General features: G+C 66.1%; 16 protein-coding genes. 6 read left to right on the forward strand and 10 right to left on the reverse strand.

Features of this window, described 5'->3' with window-relative positions:
• Positions 1-20: 20 nt before the first annotated feature.
• The 4 genes from upp (at position 21) to E7T09_RS03650 (ending at position 3,924) form a co-directional block, all read left to right on the forward strand.
• On the forward strand, positions 21-644 hold the full coding sequence (gene upp, locus E7T09_RS03635; RefSeq protein ID WP_136387747.1) for a uracil phosphoribosyltransferase: 624 nt from the start codon (positions 21-23) through the stop codon (positions 642-644).
• Between the two features lie 74 nt (positions 645-718).
• Entirely contained in the window at positions 719-1,867 is a 1,149-nt protein-coding gene (locus tag E7T09_RS03640; RefSeq protein WP_136387748.1) for an MraY family glycosyltransferase, read from the forward strand.
• The gene (gene wecB / locus E7T09_RS03645; protein WP_136387749.1) at positions 1,864-3,000 is read left to right on the forward strand and encodes a non-hydrolyzing UDP-N-acetylglucosamine 2-epimerase; all 1,137 of its coding nucleotides are present in this window, start codon (positions 1,864-1,866) and stop codon (positions 2,998-3,000) included. The genes E7T09_RS03640 and wecB overlap by 4 nt, the downstream gene beginning before the upstream one ends.
• Before the next feature lie 3 nt (positions 3,001-3,003).
• Positions 3,004-3,924: a diacylglycerol kinase family protein gene (locus E7T09_RS03650; RefSeq protein ID WP_136387750.1), complete on the forward strand. Its 921-nt coding sequence runs from the start codon at positions 3,004-3,006 to the stop codon at positions 3,922-3,924.
• Positions 3,925-4,035: 111 nt separating this feature from the next.
• Here the strand turns inward: E7T09_RS03650 and asnS are convergent, their stop codons facing one another.
• The 5 genes from asnS to E7T09_RS03675 all read right to left on the reverse strand — a co-directional run bounded on the left by asnS (position 4,036) and on the right by E7T09_RS03675 (position 9,183).
• Positions 4,036-5,379 (reverse strand): asparagine--tRNA ligase, encoded by a 1,344-nt coding sequence (gene asnS / locus E7T09_RS03655; protein ID WP_136387751.1) that lies wholly within the window; start codon positions 5,377-5,379, stop codon positions 4,036-4,038.
• A gap of 137 nt (positions 5,380-5,516) precedes the next feature.
• Positions 5,517-6,254 carry a triose-phosphate isomerase gene (gene tpiA / locus E7T09_RS03660; protein ID WP_136387752.1) on the reverse strand — a complete coding sequence of 246 codons (738 nt, stop codon included), beginning with the start codon at positions 6,252-6,254 and terminating at the stop codon, positions 5,517-5,519.
• On the reverse strand, positions 6,251-7,423 hold the full coding sequence (gene pgk, locus E7T09_RS03665) for a phosphoglycerate kinase (protein ID WP_136387753.1): 1,173 nt from the start codon (positions 7,421-7,423) through the stop codon (positions 6,251-6,253). Before pgk ends, tpiA begins: the two co-directional genes overlap by 4 nt.
• A 78-nt stretch (positions 7,424-7,501) precedes the next feature.
• Complete coding sequence (gene gap, locus E7T09_RS03670; RefSeq protein WP_136387754.1) at positions 7,502-8,494, reverse strand: type I glyceraldehyde-3-phosphate dehydrogenase; 993 nt, start codon at positions 8,492-8,494, stop codon at positions 7,502-7,504.
• A 137-nt stretch (positions 8,495-8,631) separates the two neighbouring features.
• Entirely contained in the window at positions 8,632-9,183 is a 552-nt protein-coding gene (locus E7T09_RS03675; protein WP_136387755.1) for a YceI family protein, read from the reverse strand.
• Between the two features lie 161 nt (positions 9,184-9,344).
• On the opposite strand from E7T09_RS03675, the gene E7T09_RS03680 reads away from it, so the two are divergent.
• A complete protein-coding gene (locus E7T09_RS03680) occupies positions 9,345-10,757 on the forward strand; it encodes an aspartate kinase (RefSeq protein WP_136387756.1) in 1,413 nt (470 codons plus the stop codon).
• Positions 10,758-10,761: 4 nt separating this feature from the next.
• Here E7T09_RS03680 and E7T09_RS03685 read toward each other — a convergent pair whose 3' ends face one another.
• Positions 10,762-11,478 (reverse strand): phosphatase PAP2 family protein, encoded by a 717-nt coding sequence (locus E7T09_RS03685; RefSeq protein WP_136387757.1) that lies wholly within the window; start codon positions 11,476-11,478, stop codon positions 10,762-10,764.
• Positions 11,479-11,742: 264 nt separating this feature from the next.
• Here E7T09_RS03685 and E7T09_RS21795 point away from each other — a divergent pair, with 264 nt between their 5' ends.
• Positions 11,743-11,910 carry a hypothetical protein gene (locus tag E7T09_RS21795; protein WP_168734679.1) on the forward strand — a complete coding sequence of 56 codons (168 nt, stop codon included), beginning with the start codon at positions 11,743-11,745 and terminating at the stop codon, positions 11,908-11,910.
• A 149-nt stretch (positions 11,911-12,059) separates the two neighbouring features.
• Here E7T09_RS21795 and uvrC read toward each other — a convergent pair whose 3' ends face one another.
• The 4 genes from uvrC to E7T09_RS03705 form a co-directional block, all read right to left on the reverse strand.
• Positions 12,060-13,913, reverse strand: coding sequence for an excinuclease ABC subunit UvrC (uvrC, locus tag E7T09_RS03690; protein ID WP_136387758.1), 1,854 nt, complete (start codon positions 13,911-13,913; stop codon positions 12,060-12,062).
• A gap of 142 nt (positions 13,914-14,055) precedes the next feature.
• The gene (locus E7T09_RS03695) at positions 14,056-15,261 is read right to left on the reverse strand and encodes a Gfo/Idh/MocA family protein (RefSeq protein ID WP_136387759.1); all 1,206 of its coding nucleotides are present in this window, start codon (positions 15,259-15,261) and stop codon (positions 14,056-14,058) included.
• On the reverse strand, positions 15,258-16,289 hold the full coding sequence (locus E7T09_RS03700; protein ID WP_370293680.1) for a dipeptide epimerase: 1,032 nt from the start codon (positions 16,287-16,289) through the stop codon (positions 15,258-15,260). Before E7T09_RS03700 ends, E7T09_RS03695 begins: the two co-directional genes overlap by 4 nt.
• Positions 16,286-17,152: a C40 family peptidase gene (locus tag E7T09_RS03705; RefSeq protein ID WP_136387761.1), complete on the reverse strand. Its 867-nt coding sequence runs from the start codon at positions 17,150-17,152 to the stop codon at positions 16,286-16,288. The genes E7T09_RS03700 and E7T09_RS03705 overlap by 4 nt, the downstream gene beginning before the upstream one ends.
• Positions 17,153-17,199: the final 47 nt, after the last annotated feature.

A 17,199-nucleotide genomic window follows, 5' to 3' on the forward strand; every position in this document is an offset into this window, starting at 1 on the left:
CCAGGCGGTATCGTGGGCGCATGGTTACCGTCGTCGCCCATCCGCTCGTGCAACACAAGCTCTCGATCATGCGTGATGAACAGACGGGCGTGAAGGAATTCCGCGAGCTGGCCGCAGAACTGAGCCTGTTGCTGGCCTACGAGGCCATGCGTGACCTGGAGACCGAACCGCACACCCTGAACACGCCGCTGGTCACCGGCGACTTCCCCATGCTGACCGGCAAGAAACTCGCGCTGGTCGCGATCCTTCGCGCGGGCCTGATCATGACGGACTCGATCGTGCAACTCGTGCCGGCGGCGAAGGTCGGTCACATCGGCCTGTACCGCGATCCGCAGACGCTGCAACCCGTCGCGTATTACAACAAGCTGCCTGCCGACATCGCGGAGCGGCGGGTCTTCCTGACCGATCCCATGCTCGCCACGGGCGGCAGCGCCAGCGCGGCCATCGCCAGCCTCAAGGCGGCGGGCGCGACCAGCATCAAGCTCATGAGCATCCTGGCTGCTCCCGAGGGGATCGCCGTGATCGAACGCGACCACCCGGACGTGGAGATCGTGGTGGCCGCCGTGGACTCGCACCTGAATGACCACGGGTACATCGTGCCGGGCCTGGGCGACGCGGGCGACCGCATCTACGGCACCAAGTGACCTGAGGCCCTGAATCGGGCTGCACCTTCCGCATGGCGCGGCGGGTCGGGCCAGCCCGTAGAATCCCTTCAGATATGGATTTTCTGCATGCGCTCGTCGCGCCGCTGGGGATCGCCGACCCGCTGGGCCGGGGGTTCCTGAGTGTCGTCCTGACCTTCGTGACCGCCTGGGTGTTCACCTGGCAGTTCATTCCGCGGCTGCGTGACTTCGCCGTGCAGGCGGGCTGGGCAGACCAGCCGAATGCCCGCAGACTGAACACGGAACCCCTCCCGAATGCCGGTGGACTGGCCATCTACGCGGGCTTTCTGGTCAGCGTGATCGTGGCCTGGGCGCTGAGGCCCATCGTGGTCGAGATCGTGAACATCCAGGTGCTCGCGATCCTGCTGGGCGCGTCGCTGCTGGTTCTGGTGGGCTTCATCGACGACCAGTTCGGGTTGTCCCCGGCCTTCCGGCTGCTGGTGCAGACGCTCGCGGCCGTGCTGCTCGTCGTCAACGGCCTGAAGATCGATTTCAACGCCATCCCCTTCCTGCCGGTGCTGCCGCCGGGCCTGAACGGCCCCCTGAGCACCCTGCTGACAATCCTGTGGATCGTGGGCCTCACGAACGCCGTGAACCTGATGGATGGCGTGGACGGTGTGGTGGGCGGCGTGGGCTTCGTGGTGAGTGCCGTCCTGCTCGCCACCGCCGCGCAGTTTCCGGACAGGGCGGCCGCCGTCGTGTTGCTGGCCGGTCTGGCCGGGGCCGCGTTGGGCTATCTGCGGCACAACTTCAACCCCAGCCGCATCATCATGGGCGATGCCGGGGCATACCTGTTCGGCTACACGCTCGCGGCTGTGAGCCTGCTCGGCACGCTGAAGTTCAGCGCCGGGGCCAGTCTGCTCGTGCCGCTGATCGTGCTGGCCCTCCCCGTGCTCGACACCACCCAGGTCGTGATCGGTCGCCTGGCGCGCGGAATCCGCAACCCCCTGGGCCACCCGGACAAGACCCACATCCACCACCGGGTGCTCGCCCGGACGTCGAGCGCCCGCCGCACGGCCGTGATCCTGTGGATCGTGGCCCTGCTGTGCGGCATGACCGGCATGGCGCTTCAGGGCGTGCATCTGCCCGTGATCCTCGCCACTGGGGTGGGCGTGGCGCTGTCGCTGTGGTTCGTGGCCTACCGACGCATGCGGGCCCTGAACCTGACCACCCCTACGTCCGACGCGAAGGAATCCGACCTATGACTGACCGCATCATCGTGCTGGCGTTCGGCACCCGCCCCGAGGCGACCAAGATGGCGCCCGTGTACCGCGCCATCGAGGCCACCACAGGACTGCGGCCCATGATCCTCTCGACCGGCCAGCAACGCCAGATGCTCGACGGCGCGCTGAACGTGTTCGGCCTCATCCCGGACAGGGATCTGAACGTCATGACCGACCGGCAGACCCTCGCGGGCCTCACCGCGCGCATCGTGCCCGAGGCCGGACGGACACTTCAAGAGATGGGGGCGGACATGGTGCTGGTGCACGGCGACACCAGCACGAGCTTCTGCGTGGCGCTGAGTGCCTTCTACGAGGGTATCCCCGTCGGCCACGTCGAAGCGGGCCTGCGTTCCGGCAGCCTGAAAGAGCCCTTCCCGGAGGAGGCCAACCGCCGACTGACCGGCGTGCTCTCCACGCTGGACTTCGCGCCGACGGCCGGTAGCAAGGCCAACCTGCTGCGTGAGGGTAAGGCCGCAGGCGGCATCTTCGTGACCGGTCAGACGGCGGTGGACGCCGTGCGTGAGGTCGCGGGCCGGGTGCCGCTGCGGCCCGAATGGCAGGCCCGCTTGGACGCCGGGCAGCGCCTGGTGACCGTCACCATGCACCGCCGCGAGAACCAGCCCACCATGCTCGAGATGGCCGCCGCCCTGGCCCGCGTGGCCGCCGCGCACCCGGACGCGCACTTCATCTACCCGGTGCACCTGTCGCCCGCCGTGCAGGAGGCCGTTCGCCCTGCCCTTGGCCCGGTGCCGAACTTCGAGCTGATCGATCCGCTGGACTACAGCGACATGGCCCCCCTGATGGCCGCGTCGGTGCTGCTCGCCACGGACAGCGGCGGCCTGCAGGAGGAAGGCGCAGCCCTGGGTGTGCCTGTGGCCGTCCTGCGGAATGTCACCGAGCGCCCGGAGGGGCTGGAGGCCGGTGTTCTGAAACTCGCCGGAACCGATCCCGAGCGGCTGGAGGCGGTGCTGAGCGGCCTGCTCTCGGATGCCTCGGCGCTGGACGCCATGCGTCGTGCCCGCAATCCCTACGGGGATGGGCTGGCCTCCGGCCGGATCGCTCAGGCCATCGCATGGCACTTCGGCCTCACCGAGCGCCCTGCTGACTGGAGCTGAGCCATGACCGTGGCCGCAGTCCCGCGCATGTATGCGGTCGTGCTCAACCCGCAGGCTGGAGGTGGAGCCGCCGCGCGCGCCTGGCCGTCTCTGCGCGTCGAACTGGAAGCGCGCGGTCTGCCCTATGTCCTGATTCAGGAACCGAGCGGCGAAGCCGCGTTGGCCCGCGTGAAGGCTCTGGAGGCCGACGTGGCCGTGCTCGCCGTGGGTGGAGACGGTACCGTTGGAGCGCTCCTGCCGGCCATCGTCGGGACTGGGCGGCCCCTGGGCATCCTGCCTCTGGGCACCGGGAACGACTTTGCCGGCATGCTCAGGCTCCGTCCCGGACAGCTTGGCCCGGCCCTCGACCGGCTGCGTTACGCCCCCCGCCTCGTGGATGCACTGGAAGTCACCATCGAGGCAGGTGAGCAGCAGGGTCGCCATGCGGTGCTGCTGAACGGCCTCGGCATGGGCTTCGATGCCCAGGTCGCCGCGACGATGGCCAGCGCTCCGTCCCGGTTGCAGGGCTTCTCCCGCTATGCGTGGGCCGCTCTCGTGACGGTGCGAGAACTGTCCCTGACGCCAGTCACCATCACGATGGATGGCGCCCTGCTCTATGACGGGCCGAGCGCCCTGGTGGCCGTCATGAACGGCACCCGCTACGGGGGAGGGTTCCAGATCAGCCCGGACAGCGACGTGCGGGACGGGTTGATCAACGTCCTGGCCAGCCGAAACGTGACGCGCCTGGGGATGATTGACCTGATGGGCCGTGTTCTACGGGGCCGGCACCTGAATCACCCACTCGTCCGTGCGGGCGTCGGTAAAGAGGTGGTGGTGTCCTGGGCTTCGCCCGTCGATCTACACCTGGACGGGGATCTGGCCGGGAAGGTTTTGCGCCTGCGCGCCCGCGTTTTGCCAGCATCGGTCACGCTGTTGAATGCCTGAAGAGGGAGCAGACAGGCCCATACCCTGAATTTCAATAACTGGATATGAATATTCTGATGTACCCGGAGGGCCGGAGGCGTGTGCCGCACCCCGGCCCAGTTCCTCATATCCTCAGGGCCGCATTCTGGTCAACATGCGCGGGAAGGGAATGGCCTCGCGGATGTGGTCGATTCCGGTGATCCACGCCACAACACGCTCCAACCCCATCCCGAAGCCGGCGTGCGGCACGCTGCCGATCCGGCGCAGATCCAGGTACCAATCGAACGCTTCCAGCGGCAAGCCCTCGTGCTCGATGCGGGATTTCAGCAGGTCGTAATCGTGGATGCGCTCGCTTCCACCGATGATCTCGCCGTAGCCGTCGGGCGCGATCATGTCGTCGCACAGCGCCACGCGCGGATCAGCCGGATCGGGCTGCATGTAGAACGCCTTGATGGCTGCCGGGTACTTCTCGATAATCACCGGTCGGTCGAAGTGATGTCCCAGGATCGTCTCGTGCGGCGCGCCCAGGTCGTCGCCCCATTCGACAGGCTGCACGTCGTCCTGCACGTTCGGGGGCAGGTCGCGGGCCTCGATGTGCTGCCGGACGATCTCCAGCGCTTCGGTGTACGTCACTCGCGGGTAATTCCCCTCGGCGGCTCCCCTCAGTTTGGTTTGATCCCGGCCCAGCAGTTCCAGTTCCGTCTGGCAGCCGTCCAGCACGCGCCGCACGATGAATGACACGAAGCGTTCCTGGAGATCCATGTTCGCGATGTGATTACTCGGCGCGACTTCCGGTTCGACCATCCAGAATTCCAGCAGGTGCCGGCGCGTCTTGCTCTTCTCGGCACGGAAGGTCGGCCCGAAGGTGTAGACCTTGCCGAACGCGAACGCGCCCGCCTCGGCATGAAGTTGTCCGGTCTGGCTCAGGTAGGCCTTGTCCTCGCCGAACAGGTCGATCTCGAATAGTTCGGTCGTTCCCTCGGCGGCGTTCGGTGTGAAGAACGGCGCATCGAACCGCACGAAGCCCTCGCCGTGGAAGAAGTCTACGATCGCCCGCTGGATCGCGTCCCGAACGCGCATGATGGCCCACGGGCGGCGGTGCCGCAGCCACACGTGCCGGTGATCCATCAGAAACTCGATGCCGTGTTCCTTGGGGGTGATCGGATACTCGCCGTGGTTCTCGCTGACGGGGGAGAGGTCACGCACCGCAAGTTCCACACCGCCGGGCGCACGGTTGTCGGCCCGCACTTCTCCTGTGATCGTGATCGCCTGCTCCTGCATCAGGCGTTTCGCGGCCTCGAAGACCTCCTCGGTCACGTCTCCCTTGAACACCGTGCCCTGCACGAAGCCGCTGCCGTCACGGAGTTTGAGGAAATGAATCTTGCCTTTTCCGCTCTTGTCGGTCAGCCAGGCATGCAGGGTCACGGTCTCGCCGACGTGCTGTCTGAGCTCGTGGATGGTGGTGTGGAGGGTCATCGGGCGCCAGTATAGGAGAGTGCCCGAAGGGAGAGAAATAAGGGGAAACAAAAAATTCACGAGCACGGAAAATTGTGAATATATTCACTAGACGGGGTTGCGGGATACCCCGCCAGTAGCGACGGGGCAGGAGTAGTTCAGGCGTCTTTGAGCGCGTCGTTCATGCCGAGCACGTCAGCGACTTTCAGGCTCGCGCCACCCACCAGGGCGCCGTTGATGTTCGGCTTCGCGCAGATGCTCGCGATGTTGTCCGGCTTCACGCTCCCGCCGTACAGCACGCGAATCTCCGACGACTTCTTGCCGTAGCGTTCCTCCAGTGCGGAGCGGATGGCCACGGCAAGTTCCTCGGCATCGTCTGCCGTGGCGGTCTTCCCGGTGCCGATCGCCCACACGGGTTCGTAGGCAATAACGACATCCGAACCGACGCCTTCTAGGCTGCCGTGCAACTGCGCCAGGGTGTAGGCGACCTGTTGGCCCTTCTCACGCACGTCGAGCTTTTCGCCCACACAGACGATGGGCAACAGACCATTCGCCTGCACCAGTTTCGCCTTGGCGGCCACCACGTTGTCTGTCTCGCCGTGGTAGTCGCGCCGCTCACTGTGCCCGACGACCACGTATTGCACGCCCACATCGGCGAGCATGGCGGCGCTGGTCTCGCCCGTGTACGCGCCGGACTCGTGTGCCGAGACATCCTGCGCGCCCAGACCCACGCCGGCAGGGAGGTTCGCGGCCAGGGTGGAGATCGTCACGAATGGGGCCATTACGGCCAGCTCCGCATTGCCTTCCTCGTAGCGCTCGCCCAGTTCCGCCGCCCAGCTGCGGGCCTCGCTGGGGGTCTTGTTCATCTTCCAGTTCAGGGCCAGGAGGTTCCTCATTTCATCGCCTCCACGCCCGGCAGCGCCTTGCCCTCCAGCAACTCCAGGCTCGCGCCGCCCCCGGTGCTGATGTGGCCCACGCGGTCTGCTTGGCCACTCTTGTTGATGGCACTGACCGAATCCCCGCCGCCGATCACGCTGTAGGTGTCCGGCCCGAGATCCGCCACTGCCTTCGCGATGGCGTTCGTGCCGCCCGCGAACTTCGCGAACTCGAACACGCCCATCGGGCCGTTCCAGAAGACCGTCTTCGCCCCCTTCAGGGCCGCGGTGAACGCCGCCTGGCTGTCCGGGCCGATGTCCATGCCCTCCCAGTCGTCCGGGATGGCGTTCGTGGGCACCACGCGCGTGTTCGCGTCGTTGCTGAAGGCGTCCCCGACGAGCGTGTCGGTGGGCAGCACGATCTTGCCCGCGTACTTGTCCAGCAGTTCACGCGCCTTGTCCAGGAAATCGTCCTCGTGGATGCTCTTGCCGATCTTGCCGCCCTGGGCCTTCACGAAGGTGTAGGCCATGCCGCCGCCGATCAGCATGCGGTCGACCGTGGGCAGCAGATTCTCGATGACCAGCAACTTGTCGCTGACCTTCGCCCCGCCAATGATCACCACATAGGGCCGCTCCGCGCCGTCCAGCAGCTTGCCCAGCGCGTCCACTTCCGTCTGGAGGAGGGTGCCCGCCGCGTGCGGCAGCTTCCCCGCCACGCCGCTGACCGACGAGTGCGCCCGGTGCGCGCTGCCGAAGGCGTCCAGCACGAAAGCGTCGCCCAGGCGCGCGAACTTCTCGTTCAGCTCCGGGTTGTTCTTCTCCTCACCGGCACTGAACCGCACGTTCTCCAGCAGGGCCACTGCACCCTCAGGGAGGGCCTGCACGGCGGCCAGGGTCTCGTCGCTGTCCGCCGTGCCACCGATAAAGGTCACGGGGCGGCCCAGCACCTTCTCCAGCACCGGCGCGACGGGACGCAGGCTGTACTTGTCCTCCGGGCCGTTCTTCGGGCGACCGAAATGGCTCAGCAGGATCACGTTCCGCGCTCCGGCATCCAGCAGCGCCCGGATCGTCGGCAGACTGGCCGTCACGCGCGTATCGTCCTGCACCACGCCCTCTTTCACGGGAACGTTGTAATCCACGCGCACCAGCACGCGCTTCCCCTTCACATCGAGTTGATTCAGGTTCTGCATGTGTCCTCCGTAGTAAAAAGTTGATGGTTGATAGGTGATGGCAACACCATCCGTCTATCAACCATCAACTGTCGGCGTTCAACCCTTGTCAGACACAAGTTGCGTCAGGTCGGCGATGCGGTTGCTGTAGCCCCACTCGTTGTCGTACCAGCTGAAGAACTTCACCAGGCTGCCCATCGCCATGGTCAGGCCGCCGTCGATGATCGCGCTGTGCGCGTTGCCGACGATGTCCTGAAGCACGATAGGATCCTCGGTGTACTCGATGATGCCCTTGTGGCTGCCGTCAGCGGCGTCCTTGAAGACCTTGTTGACCTCGGCCACGGTCACGTCGCGCTTCAGGATCACGACCACGTCACTGATCGAGCCGACAGGCGTGGGCACGCGCAGCGAGGTGCCGTCGAACTTGCCCTTCAGGGCCGGGTAGACCTGCGACACGGCCTTGGCGGCGCCGGTGCTGGTGGGAATGATGTTCACGGCGGCGGCGCGGGCACGGCGCAGATCGCTGTGCGGCAGATCCAGCACGCGCTGGTCGTTGGTGTAGCTGTGCACGGTCGTCATGATGGCCTTCTCGATGCCGAAGGCCTCGTCGAGCAGCTTCATGGGCGCGCCCAGGCTGTTCGTGGTGCAGCTGGCGTTGCTGATGATGTTGTGTTTGGCGGGATCGTAGTCCTGCTCGTTCACACCGAGCACGATGCTGATGTCCTCGTTCTTGGCGGGCGCGGTGATGATGACCTTTTTCGCGCCGCCTTCCAGGTGCTTGCTGGCCCCCTCGCGGCTGGTGAAGATCCCGGTGGACTCGATCACGATGTCCGCACCCAGCTCGCCCCACTTGATGTTGGCGGGGTCACGTTCTGCCAGGGCGTGGATCTTCTTGCCGTTCACCGTGAGGCTGTCTTCGTCGTATTCGACCGTGCCGTTGAAGCGGCCGGCGGTGCTGTCGTACTTCAGGAGGGTGGCGAGGGTCTTGTTGTCGGTCAGGTCGTTGATCGCGACCACCTCGACGCCGCGCGCTTCGAGAACCCGGAACACCAGACGACCGATGCGGCCAAAGCCGTTAATGCCTACTTTCATGTGTGCCTCCAGTCCTGGGGCCCTTCCACCGGTGGGAAAGCTCACCCCGCATGCTCCACTCTACGCCGAAAGGATGAATGGGTATTCGTGTCCTCTGGACACCAAGCTAGCCAGCCCGGCGCGTGTCAGAGAGCAGCTCAGCGGGGAGGGAGCAGCGTGAACGACACATTCACGGTCACGACATTGCTGGAGTTCGGGTAATTCACGCCGAAATCGTGCGGATTGAACTTAAACTGCGTGGCCACGTTGATCTGCCCACCGACCAGCGTGGCCTTGACCGGCGCATTGATGCTGAGGGTCGTGGCCTTCACAGTAAGCTTGCCGACCACCGTGGTCTCGAGCGTCACCCCCTCAATCAGCCGCCCGCCGGGGATGCCGTCCAGAACGAAGGTCGCGTTGGGATGATGGGCCGCGTCGAGGGCACGTTCACTGCGCGCATCGTTGTCTCGCAAGCCGATACCCGTGTTGAGGTTCACGACGGGAACCGTCACCGTGCCCTGTGATCCGGCCAGAGCCTCCGGGTCGAGGACGACGCTGGCCGTGACGCCGGGAATGGTGCCTCGCACCGTCACGAACAGCACCCGGTGCTCGAAGGTGGCCGTCCCGGCCTGCGCCGAGTAAAAGACTGGGACGGCAAGGGTCGAACTCAGGGTGCACAGGGCCAATAGAACGCGCAGGCGGGACGACATGGCTCAAGCATGGGGCCATGGGGTGAGAGGATGGACGTCTGGCAGGGGAGGAATGTGCAACCAATATAATCCGCACTTGCCTGATTAATCGTGAAAGTATTCACTAATCATTTGACCAGACCACGCGATCTGCTTGAATATCCGCCCGCCATACTGATTCCATGAGTGACACCCTTCTCGTCATGAAGTACGGCGGTACGAATATGCAGGATGCCCGCGCCATCCGTCACAGCGCGTCGCTGGCCGCCCGCAGCCTCCACGAAGGTGTGCGCGTGGTTGTGGTCGTGTCGGCCATGGCCGGTGTAACGAACCAGCTGCTCCAACTGGCCGACGCGGCGCAGTCCGGGGACATCGCCCGTGCCAATGACGAGATCGCCGCGATGCGCACCCGTCATTTCACGGCCGCGCAGGAGCTCGGCGCGGCCCCCGACAGCGACACGGTGCGTGAACTCCGGGAGATGCACGAGACCCTGCGGCAGGCCGTCTACGGCGTGTACCTCCTGCGCGAACTCACGCCCCGCAGCCGCGACCTGATCGTGGCGTTCGGCGAGAGGCTCTCCGCTCCGCTGATGGCCCTGGCCCTCGAGCAGCAGGGCCTGCGCGCCCATCATCTGACCGGCGGCGAGGCAGGCATCCTCACCGACATGCACTTCGGGAATGCCCGACCTCTGCCCGGCACCTACGCGCGCATCAAGGATCGCCTGAGCGGCCTGCTGAGCGCGGGCGTGACCCCGGTGGTCTCCGGGTTCATGGGGGAGACCGAGAAGGGCGCCATCACGACCCTGGGGCGCGGTGGCACGGATTTCAGCGCCACGATCATCGGCAAGGCGCTGGGGGCCACCGAGGTCTGGGGCTGGAAGGACGTGGACGGCGTGATGAGCGCCGATCCCCGGGTCGTCAAGGACGCCCGTAACATCGACGTCCTCAGCTACGGCGAGGTCATGGAACTCGCGTACTTCGGCGCGAAGGTGCTGCACCCCCTGGCGGTCACGCCCCTGCAGGACAGCGGTATTCCGCTGCGGCTCAAGAATTCCTCCGATCCGGATTTCGCCGGGACGCTCGTCCAGGCCCACCCGCGCGACGAGGCGGGGCACCCCGTCAAGGCCGTGACGGCCATCCGCAACGTCAGCATCATCAACGTGAGCGGCGCGGGCGTGCTCGGCATCCCAGAAGTCATCGCCAGCGTGTTCGACGCGATCGCCCGCGAGAACGTGACCCTGCTGATGGTGTCGCAGAGCTCCAGCATGAGCAACGTGTCGCTGGCGGTACAGACCGTGGATGCCGAGCGTACCCTGAACGCGCTGCGCGCCGGGGTGAGTCTGGAACTTCAGGTCGAGCAGCAGAACGACGTGGCCGTTCTGGCTATCGTGGGCAGCGGCATGCGCGGACAGAAAGGCGTATCGGCGCGTCTGTTCACGGCGCTTGCCGCACAGGACGTGAACATCCTCATGATCTCCCAGGGCAGCAGTGAGCTGAACATCAGCGTGGCCGTCGAGGCGGGCCATGTTGACGCCGCCACCCGCTCCGTCCACGCCGCCTTCAACCTGGGCACGCCAGTCAACGCGGCCGGCTGACCTCCTAGTTTCCCTCCGCTGACGTGGTCTGCGCTGGGCTCGCGGGTGGCACTGGTGTGGCCAGCACCGTCCAGCGCCGCCGCACCACCAGATACAGGCCGACCACCCACGCCACACTGAACAGGAAGCCCACCATGACATCCGTGGGGTAGTGCACGCCGAGGTAATTCCGGCTCACGCCGATCAGGACGGCCCAGGCCACGCCAAGCACCATCACCGGCCAGCCCCAGCGGCTCTTCCAGAACACCAGCCCGAGGGCGATTCCAAACGCTGCATTCGCCATGGTGTGACCGCTGGGGAACGAGTAGCCGGGTTCGATCAGCACAGCCACCAGCTGATCCGGTCGAGGCCGCTGGAAGGCCACCTTGGCCAGCACGTTGATAAGCGTCGCACCGGCTAGCGCCAGTACAAGAAACCACGCATGGGCGTGACTGCGGTATTTCGCAATCAGGGCTGCGACGATCACCGTGATGACGGGTAGCACGCCCACGCCGCCAATCACGGCCAGATCCCTCGCGATCCGGGTCAGGGCCGGGGTGCGGTGAGCGGCGTACCATGCGAGGATTGCCTGATCCCAGCGGTAGCCGCCTTCGCGGAAGATCTCATCCGTGAAGTGCGCCACTAGGATCAGGGGCAACAGAACCCCGAGCAGCACCAGCAGCACCAGCCGCCAGTGCAGGCGCAGCAGCGGAAAGAACACGGAGCGGATCTGCGCGGTCATGCCGCAATTACACACGACCGGCCCGTACGGGCACTTGGTGCTTCGTTCACGGTCTCGGGTGTGGCCCGGGTGCTGAGCGGTGAAGGCCGACCAGGACACCAACAACGCGCGGTCGGGCTGGCGTATGCCGGCTAAGCCACCCGGCTCACTGCATGCTCAGCCACCCCGCGCATGTGCTGGGGAGGGGGTCGGGAGCACCATGGGCACAGGAAGGAAGACCGAGCACGGATGCCACAGCGGCAGCGGCTTCACCCGGAGCAGACCATGAATTCCAACGCCCACCTGCACCTCGCCCAACAGCGTGCCGAACACCTCCGGCAGGAAGCCCGCCAGGATCACCTGGCCCGTCTGGCCCTGGCCGCCCGGCCCGCCGCTCCCGAACGGCCGGCCCACGACCTCCGGGCGCTGCTGGTTCGACTGCACCTCGCATGAGCACCCCCGCCTCCCAAACCACCGCCTGCGCTGATCCGCAGGCGGTTTTCAGTGGGCCGGGGTTGCTGGTTCAGACCTGGGGTTCCACGCTGGGGCACTCACGGGAGACGCGTATCAAGAGACGACCTGACTCCAGCCGACATTCAGGTTCACTCCGTGATCGGCGTTAGATTCGCTTCGCGCTGCGTCAGGAACGATTTCACGCTCTGGGCGGCGCGGCCCGTCATGCCCGGCACGGCCGCAATCTGATCCACGCTGGCCGATGCCAGATCCTCCAGGCTGGTGAAGTGCTCCAGCAGCGCGTCCCGCCGCTTCTGCCCGATGCCCGGCAGGTCGTCGAAGACGCTACGCAGCATTGTCTCGCCGCGCAGTTTGCGGTGGTACGTGACCGCGTACTGGTGCACCTCGTCGCGCACGCCGATCAACATGCGCAGCGCCGGGTGCGTGTGCGGCAGCAGCAGTTCACGATCCGTGCCGATCTCGGTGCCGCTGTCCAGCCACCACTGCGCTCCATGGCGACCGGGCAGGATCAGGCGCTCCTCACGCTTGGCCAGGCCGACCACCGGCACCTGCACCTCGGCTTCTTTCAAGGCGTCGAGCGCGGCGTTCACCTGACCGCGCCCCCCGTCAATCAGCAGCAGATCCGGAAGCGGCAACTTGTCCGACAGGCTGCCCGTGAACCGACGCACGATGGTCTGTTTCATGCTGGTGTAGTCGTCCGGATGGTCGAGGCCCTTCACCTTGAACCGGCGGTGCTCGCCCCGCCGGGCACGGCCGCCCTCGAAGACGACCATACCGGACACGATATTCGTGCCGAACAGGTTGCTGTTGTCATAGCCCTCGATCCGCCAGGGCCGGTCGGGCAGCGCCAGCACCTCCCGCAGGCTGTCCAGACCGGGATGGTCGCCCCGCCGCTCCAGCAGGGCCAGTTCGCTCTCCAGCCCGGTGCTCGCGTTTCGCTGCGCCATCTCGACGAGATCGACCTTGTCGCCGCGTTTCGGCGTCCTCATCTCGATCCTGCGGCCGGCTTTCTGGGACAGGAATTCGCTCCACAATGGCGCGTCCTCGAACCCCTCGGGCAGCAGGATCAGGGGCGGAACGTGGGTGGCCTGCGTGTAGTAGTCCTGAACGAATGCTTCCACGACTTCACCCAGGGTGCCGTCCTCCGCATTCGTGAGGAACCGTTTGTCGCGTCCCACGACCCGCCCGGCCCGCATCCGGAAGAGCTGTACCATGGCATATTCGCCCGCCTGCGCTACCCCGAGGAAATCGAGATCCGTTTCGTCGCTCACGAAGGCGTGCTGCTCGGTACCGAAGAGTTTCTCCACGGCCTGTACCCGGTCACGCAGGCGCGCGGCCTGCTCAAAATCCTGCCCCCTGGCCGCCTGCGCCATATCGACCTTCAGCCCGGCAATCACTGGCGCAGCCCGCCCCTCCAGCAGGGTTCGGACATCGTCTACGACGCGTCTGTACGCGTCTGGCTCAGCGCGATCCACGCATGGGCCCAGGCAGCGGCCCATGTGGAAGTTCAGGCAGGGACGGGCCTTCTTCTGCATGGGCAGGCCGCTGTTCTTGCGTAGCGGGAACATCGTGTCGATCAGGTGCTTCACCCGCCGAACCGCCGAGGCGTCCGGGTACGGGCCGTAGTACTGCGCGCCGTCCTTGATGACGCGGCGCGTGACGACCAGCATGGGGAAGGGCTCGTTCGTCAGTTTCAGGAACGGGTAATGCTTGTCGTCCTTGAGCAGCACGTTGTAGTGCGGACGGTGCTGCTTGATGAGGTTGGCTTCCAGGACGAGCGCCTCGACCTCGTTGCGCGCCGTGATGAATTCCAGCGTTTCCGCCAGAGCGGTGAATTTGCCGCTCTTGCCGCCTGCCTTGAAGTGCTGCATGACCCTAGAGCGCAGGTTGATTGCCTTGCCGATATAGATCGGTATGCCGCCCTTGCGGAAGATGTACACGCCTGGACTGGCGGGCAGCACGGGCAGGTCGTCGAGATGCACCCGGCCAGCATAGAGGAATACCTTGTGCAAGACGGGGTTTTGCAGCACCAAGCGGATCGAGAAGAACCTCAATGGGGCAATTATTTCACGATGGCGTAGAATCGTGAATTATTTCACTAATAGGTACTATAACCCCATCGTTTTATAGATTTACAACGGATCCATTCAGGCGAGCCCGTTCTGCCGCGAAGGCCATGCGATGCGAGTCGAGCGACACTGACAGGGGAGAGGGCCATGGCGCCTCGCCACGGAGGGCGCTCAGCCATGACGACACCAGGGCAATATCGCCGCCGCCATGGTTGCCGCTGGCTTCAACCGTCCAGGTGCGGCTGTGGCCAGTCCGGAACTCATGGTGCTCGAGTTCTCCGCGTTCCATGTGGCCACGCAGCTCGCCGAACGGCCCGACGAGTTTGAGGGTGCGGGTGTTGTCGTGGGTGAAGGCAGTGACCGTGAGCTGCGCGGTCAGGCCACCCTGGAACCCCACGGTGACCGCCTGGTGATCGACCACCGTGTTGCGTCCGGCATACACACACTCGCCGTAGGGACCGCTCGCGAGGGCCTCCTCCAGACTGTGGCCCCCGGCAACCAGCACCGTGACGGGCCAGCGATCCGTTGGTCGGCTGCGATAGAAGCGCCGGGCATCAAAGGGGCAGTCGGCCACCGGGCAGGTCACGCACCGATCCGATGCTCCAGCTGGCGCGTTTTCCGGGCGGAAGTGATTCAGGCCGCCCACACTGCTTACCGTGACGGGGGGGCTGCCCGCGTACCAGCGCAGAAGATCCAGATCATGGCAGGACTTCGCGAGCAGGAACGGGGCCGCCGGTGGACTCGCACGCCAGTTTCCCCGCACATAGGAGTGCGCATAATGCCAGTAGCCGACGTTCTCCGTCCAAATCATGCCGATCAGTGGCCCCAACACGTCGGAATCCACGACCCGGCGGATGTCCTGGAAGAACGGCGTGCTCCGGAGCACGTGGCAGACCGTGACCGTGCCGCTTGAGGCCGCTTCGGCCTGGAGGATCACGTCCAGTTCGGTTTCTTCCAGACAGATGGGTTTTTCCAGCAGGACGTGGTACCCAAGTTGCAGGGCCTGGAGACACGGCTCCACATGCAGATGATCGGGCGTGGCGATGACAACTGCATCCGCGACCTTGCCAGCGTTGAAGAACTCGTCCCAGTGCGCGAAGCACGCGCCATCCGGGACATCGAACCGCCGGGCGACTTCGGCCAGGCGATCCGGGCGGGGATCGACCAGCGCCACAATCTGGGCCCCCTGTTTCGTCAGGTGCGTGGCGTACACGTCCGCGCCCCGGTTCCCACACCCGATGACCGCGATCCGGGGCGTCATGCCCGCTCGACGCCCCAGCCGGGCTTCGTCGGCCGGGTGAGGTGCCCGGCTCGCCACTCCAGCCCCGTGAAAGGATCCTCCGCGAGCAGCAGGGCTCCATCCAGATCGGCCCAGTCGCACAGGCCCGCGAGGTGTGCGGCGGCGCTGATGCCGAGGCTGCTCTCGATCATGCAGCCCATCATCACGCTCAGACCGTGCGCGCGGGCCAGCCGCACGGCCCGCAACGCCTGGAGAGGCCCGCCGAGTTTCGCGAGTTTGAGGTTCACGCCGTCGAAGGCGCGGGTCAGGGCCAGCAGATCCGAGACATGGTGGAGGCTCTCGTCAGCCACCACCGGCATGGGCGCGCGCGCCCGCAGCTCCGCATGACCTTCGAGATCAGCCGCGGCGAGCGGCTGTTCCAGCAGTTCCACCTTGGCGGCATCAAGCACGCCCAGCATGCGGCGGGCGCGGGCGCGGGTCCACGCGGCGTTGGCATCCACCCGCAGGGTCACGTCCGGCACCTCCTCCCGCAGGGCTTCTAGAATGGCCTCGTCACGATCCGTGCCGAGCTTCACCTTTAGGATGCTGTATCCGCGTGCCACGGCCTCCCTGGCCTGGGCGCGCATGGACGGCAACTCGCCCAGCGACACGGTGTAACTGCTGTCCGGAATGGGGGAGGGCGTGAGGCCCAGCAGCCGCCACACGGGCTGGTTCACACTCCGCGCGCACCATTCCAGCGCAGCCATCTCCAGCGCGCACTTCACGCTCGGATGGTCGTGCGGCATCAACGCCGACAGCCGGGCCGTCAGCCCGTCCCACTCCCACGGATCCTGCACGGCCGGGGCGAGCAGCGGAAGGATGGCCTCGACGGTGCCGCGGGTCTCGCCGTAGAAGGCGTTCGGGGCCGCCTCGCCCCGCCCGACCTGTCCATCTAGATTCAGCGTGACGATGGTGCGCGGGTACACCAAATGCGTCCAGCGGGCGATGCCGAAGGGCTGCGCCGTGTGCAGCTCCAGCGTTTCCCAGCTCAGGTCGTGGGCTGTCGTCACGCCAGCCACCGGCCATACCCAGTCAGGCTGCCGGCCAGTCGCCGCCCGTAGTCGCCCTCGCCCAGCGTCTCGATGGTGACCCGCATGTGCGTCGCGTTCGTGTGGATCATGCGCCGTGCGTCTAGCATGAGGCCCACGTGACCGGGAAAGAACGCCAGGTCGCCGCGTGCCGGTTCTTCCACCGATGCCAGCGCGTGTGCCTGCTGATCCGCATCCCGTGGCAGGGCCCGGCCGACCGCGCCGTAGACAAGCTGCGTCAGGCCCGAACAGTCCAGGCCCCACGCGCTTCGGCCTCCCCACACGTAGGGCGCGTCCAGGAATCGCAGGGCCAGATCCACCGGATCGTGAACCTGCAGCGGCGTCAGCACGACCTCCTGAACCCACGCCTCACTGCCGTCGGGCAGGAGCACGGGCACCCAGTGCCGGTGGGCGTCCTCGACGATCTCACCGTCAGCCCGGCCCAGCAGACTGCCCAGACTCAGCTCGGCGCGGATGGGCTGACTCACCTTCGGCCCGGCGAACGCGTGACCCCGGAGCGCCGTCACCTTCAGGGTCGGCTGGGTACGAGCGGTCAATTCGTTCGCGCGTGCCCAGCCCAGGTACCGGTCGTGACCCGTCCGGGCACGCACCCAGCCGTCCGGGCCGTCCCAGAGCACCTCGACCGGCTCACCCGGGAGGGCCTCGGTCACCTGGGCCGCAGCGTGTTCAGGCGCCGCTTTCAGGGAGACGCGGGCATTCCCGGCCTGCATGGGCTGGGGGGCCACAAACGTCCACTCGGATTCCGTGAGGTGGTCGCGCAGGCTGTCCTCGGCCACCCGGTGGTGTTCGTCGTAGGCGTGCTGGCGGGGATCGAGCTCAGTCATGACGTTCACCAGGGTAGCGCGGACCGGGCTGAGGCGACTCCTCCGAC

Source organism: Deinococcus sp. KSM4-11, from assembly GCF_004801415.1.
Lineage (GTDB): Bacteria > Deinococcota > Deinococci > Deinococcales > Deinococcaceae > Deinococcus.

What these genes read in the sequence shown, in the direction of transcription:
- gap (WP_136387754.1), bottom strand. Translation starts at nt 8,494, where the DNA reads ATGAAAGTAGGCATTAACGGCTTTGGCCGCATCGGTCGTCTGGTGTTC.
- tpiA (WP_136387752.1), bottom strand. Translation starts at nt 6,254, where the DNA reads ATGAGGAACCTCCTGGCCCTGAACTGGAAGATGAACAAGACCCCCAGC.
- pgk (WP_136387753.1), bottom strand. Translation starts at nt 7,423, where the DNA reads ATGCAGAACCTGAATCAACTCGATGTGAAGGGGAAGCGCGTGCTGGTG.
- E7T09_RS21795 (WP_168734679.1), top strand. Translation starts at nt 11,743, where the DNA reads ATGAATTCCAACGCCCACCTGCACCTCGCCCAACAGCGTGCCGAACAC.
- E7T09_RS03640 (WP_136387748.1), top strand. Translation starts at nt 719, where the DNA reads ATGGATTTTCTGCATGCGCTCGTCGCGCCGCTGGGGATCGCCGACCCG.
- E7T09_RS03705 (WP_136387761.1), bottom strand. Translation starts at nt 17,152, where the DNA reads ATGACTGAGCTCGATCCCCGCCAGCACGCCTACGACGAACACCACCGG.
- E7T09_RS03685 (WP_136387757.1), bottom strand. Translation starts at nt 11,478, where the DNA reads ATGACCGCGCAGATCCGCTCCGTGTTCTTTCCGCTGCTGCGCCTGCAC.
- E7T09_RS03650 (WP_136387750.1), top strand. Translation starts at nt 3,004, where the DNA reads ATGACCGTGGCCGCAGTCCCGCGCATGTATGCGGTCGTGCTCAACCCG.
- upp (WP_136387747.1), top strand. Translation starts at nt 21, where the DNA reads ATGGTTACCGTCGTCGCCCATCCGCTCGTGCAACACAAGCTCTCGATC.
- asnS (WP_136387751.1), bottom strand. Translation starts at nt 5,379, where the DNA reads ATGACCCTCCACACCACCATCCACGAGCTCAGACAGCACGTCGGCGAG.
- wecB (WP_136387749.1), top strand. Translation starts at nt 1,864, where the DNA reads ATGACTGACCGCATCATCGTGCTGGCGTTCGGCACCCGCCCCGAGGCG.
- E7T09_RS03675 (WP_136387755.1), bottom strand. Translation starts at nt 9,183, where the DNA reads ATGTCGTCCCGCCTGCGCGTTCTATTGGCCCTGTGCACCCTGAGTTCG.
- E7T09_RS03695 (WP_136387759.1), bottom strand. Translation starts at nt 15,261, where the DNA reads ATGACGCCCCGGATCGCGGTCATCGGGTGTGGGAACCGGGGCGCGGAC.
- E7T09_RS03680 (WP_136387756.1), top strand. Translation starts at nt 9,345, where the DNA reads ATGAGTGACACCCTTCTCGTCATGAAGTACGGCGGTACGAATATGCAG.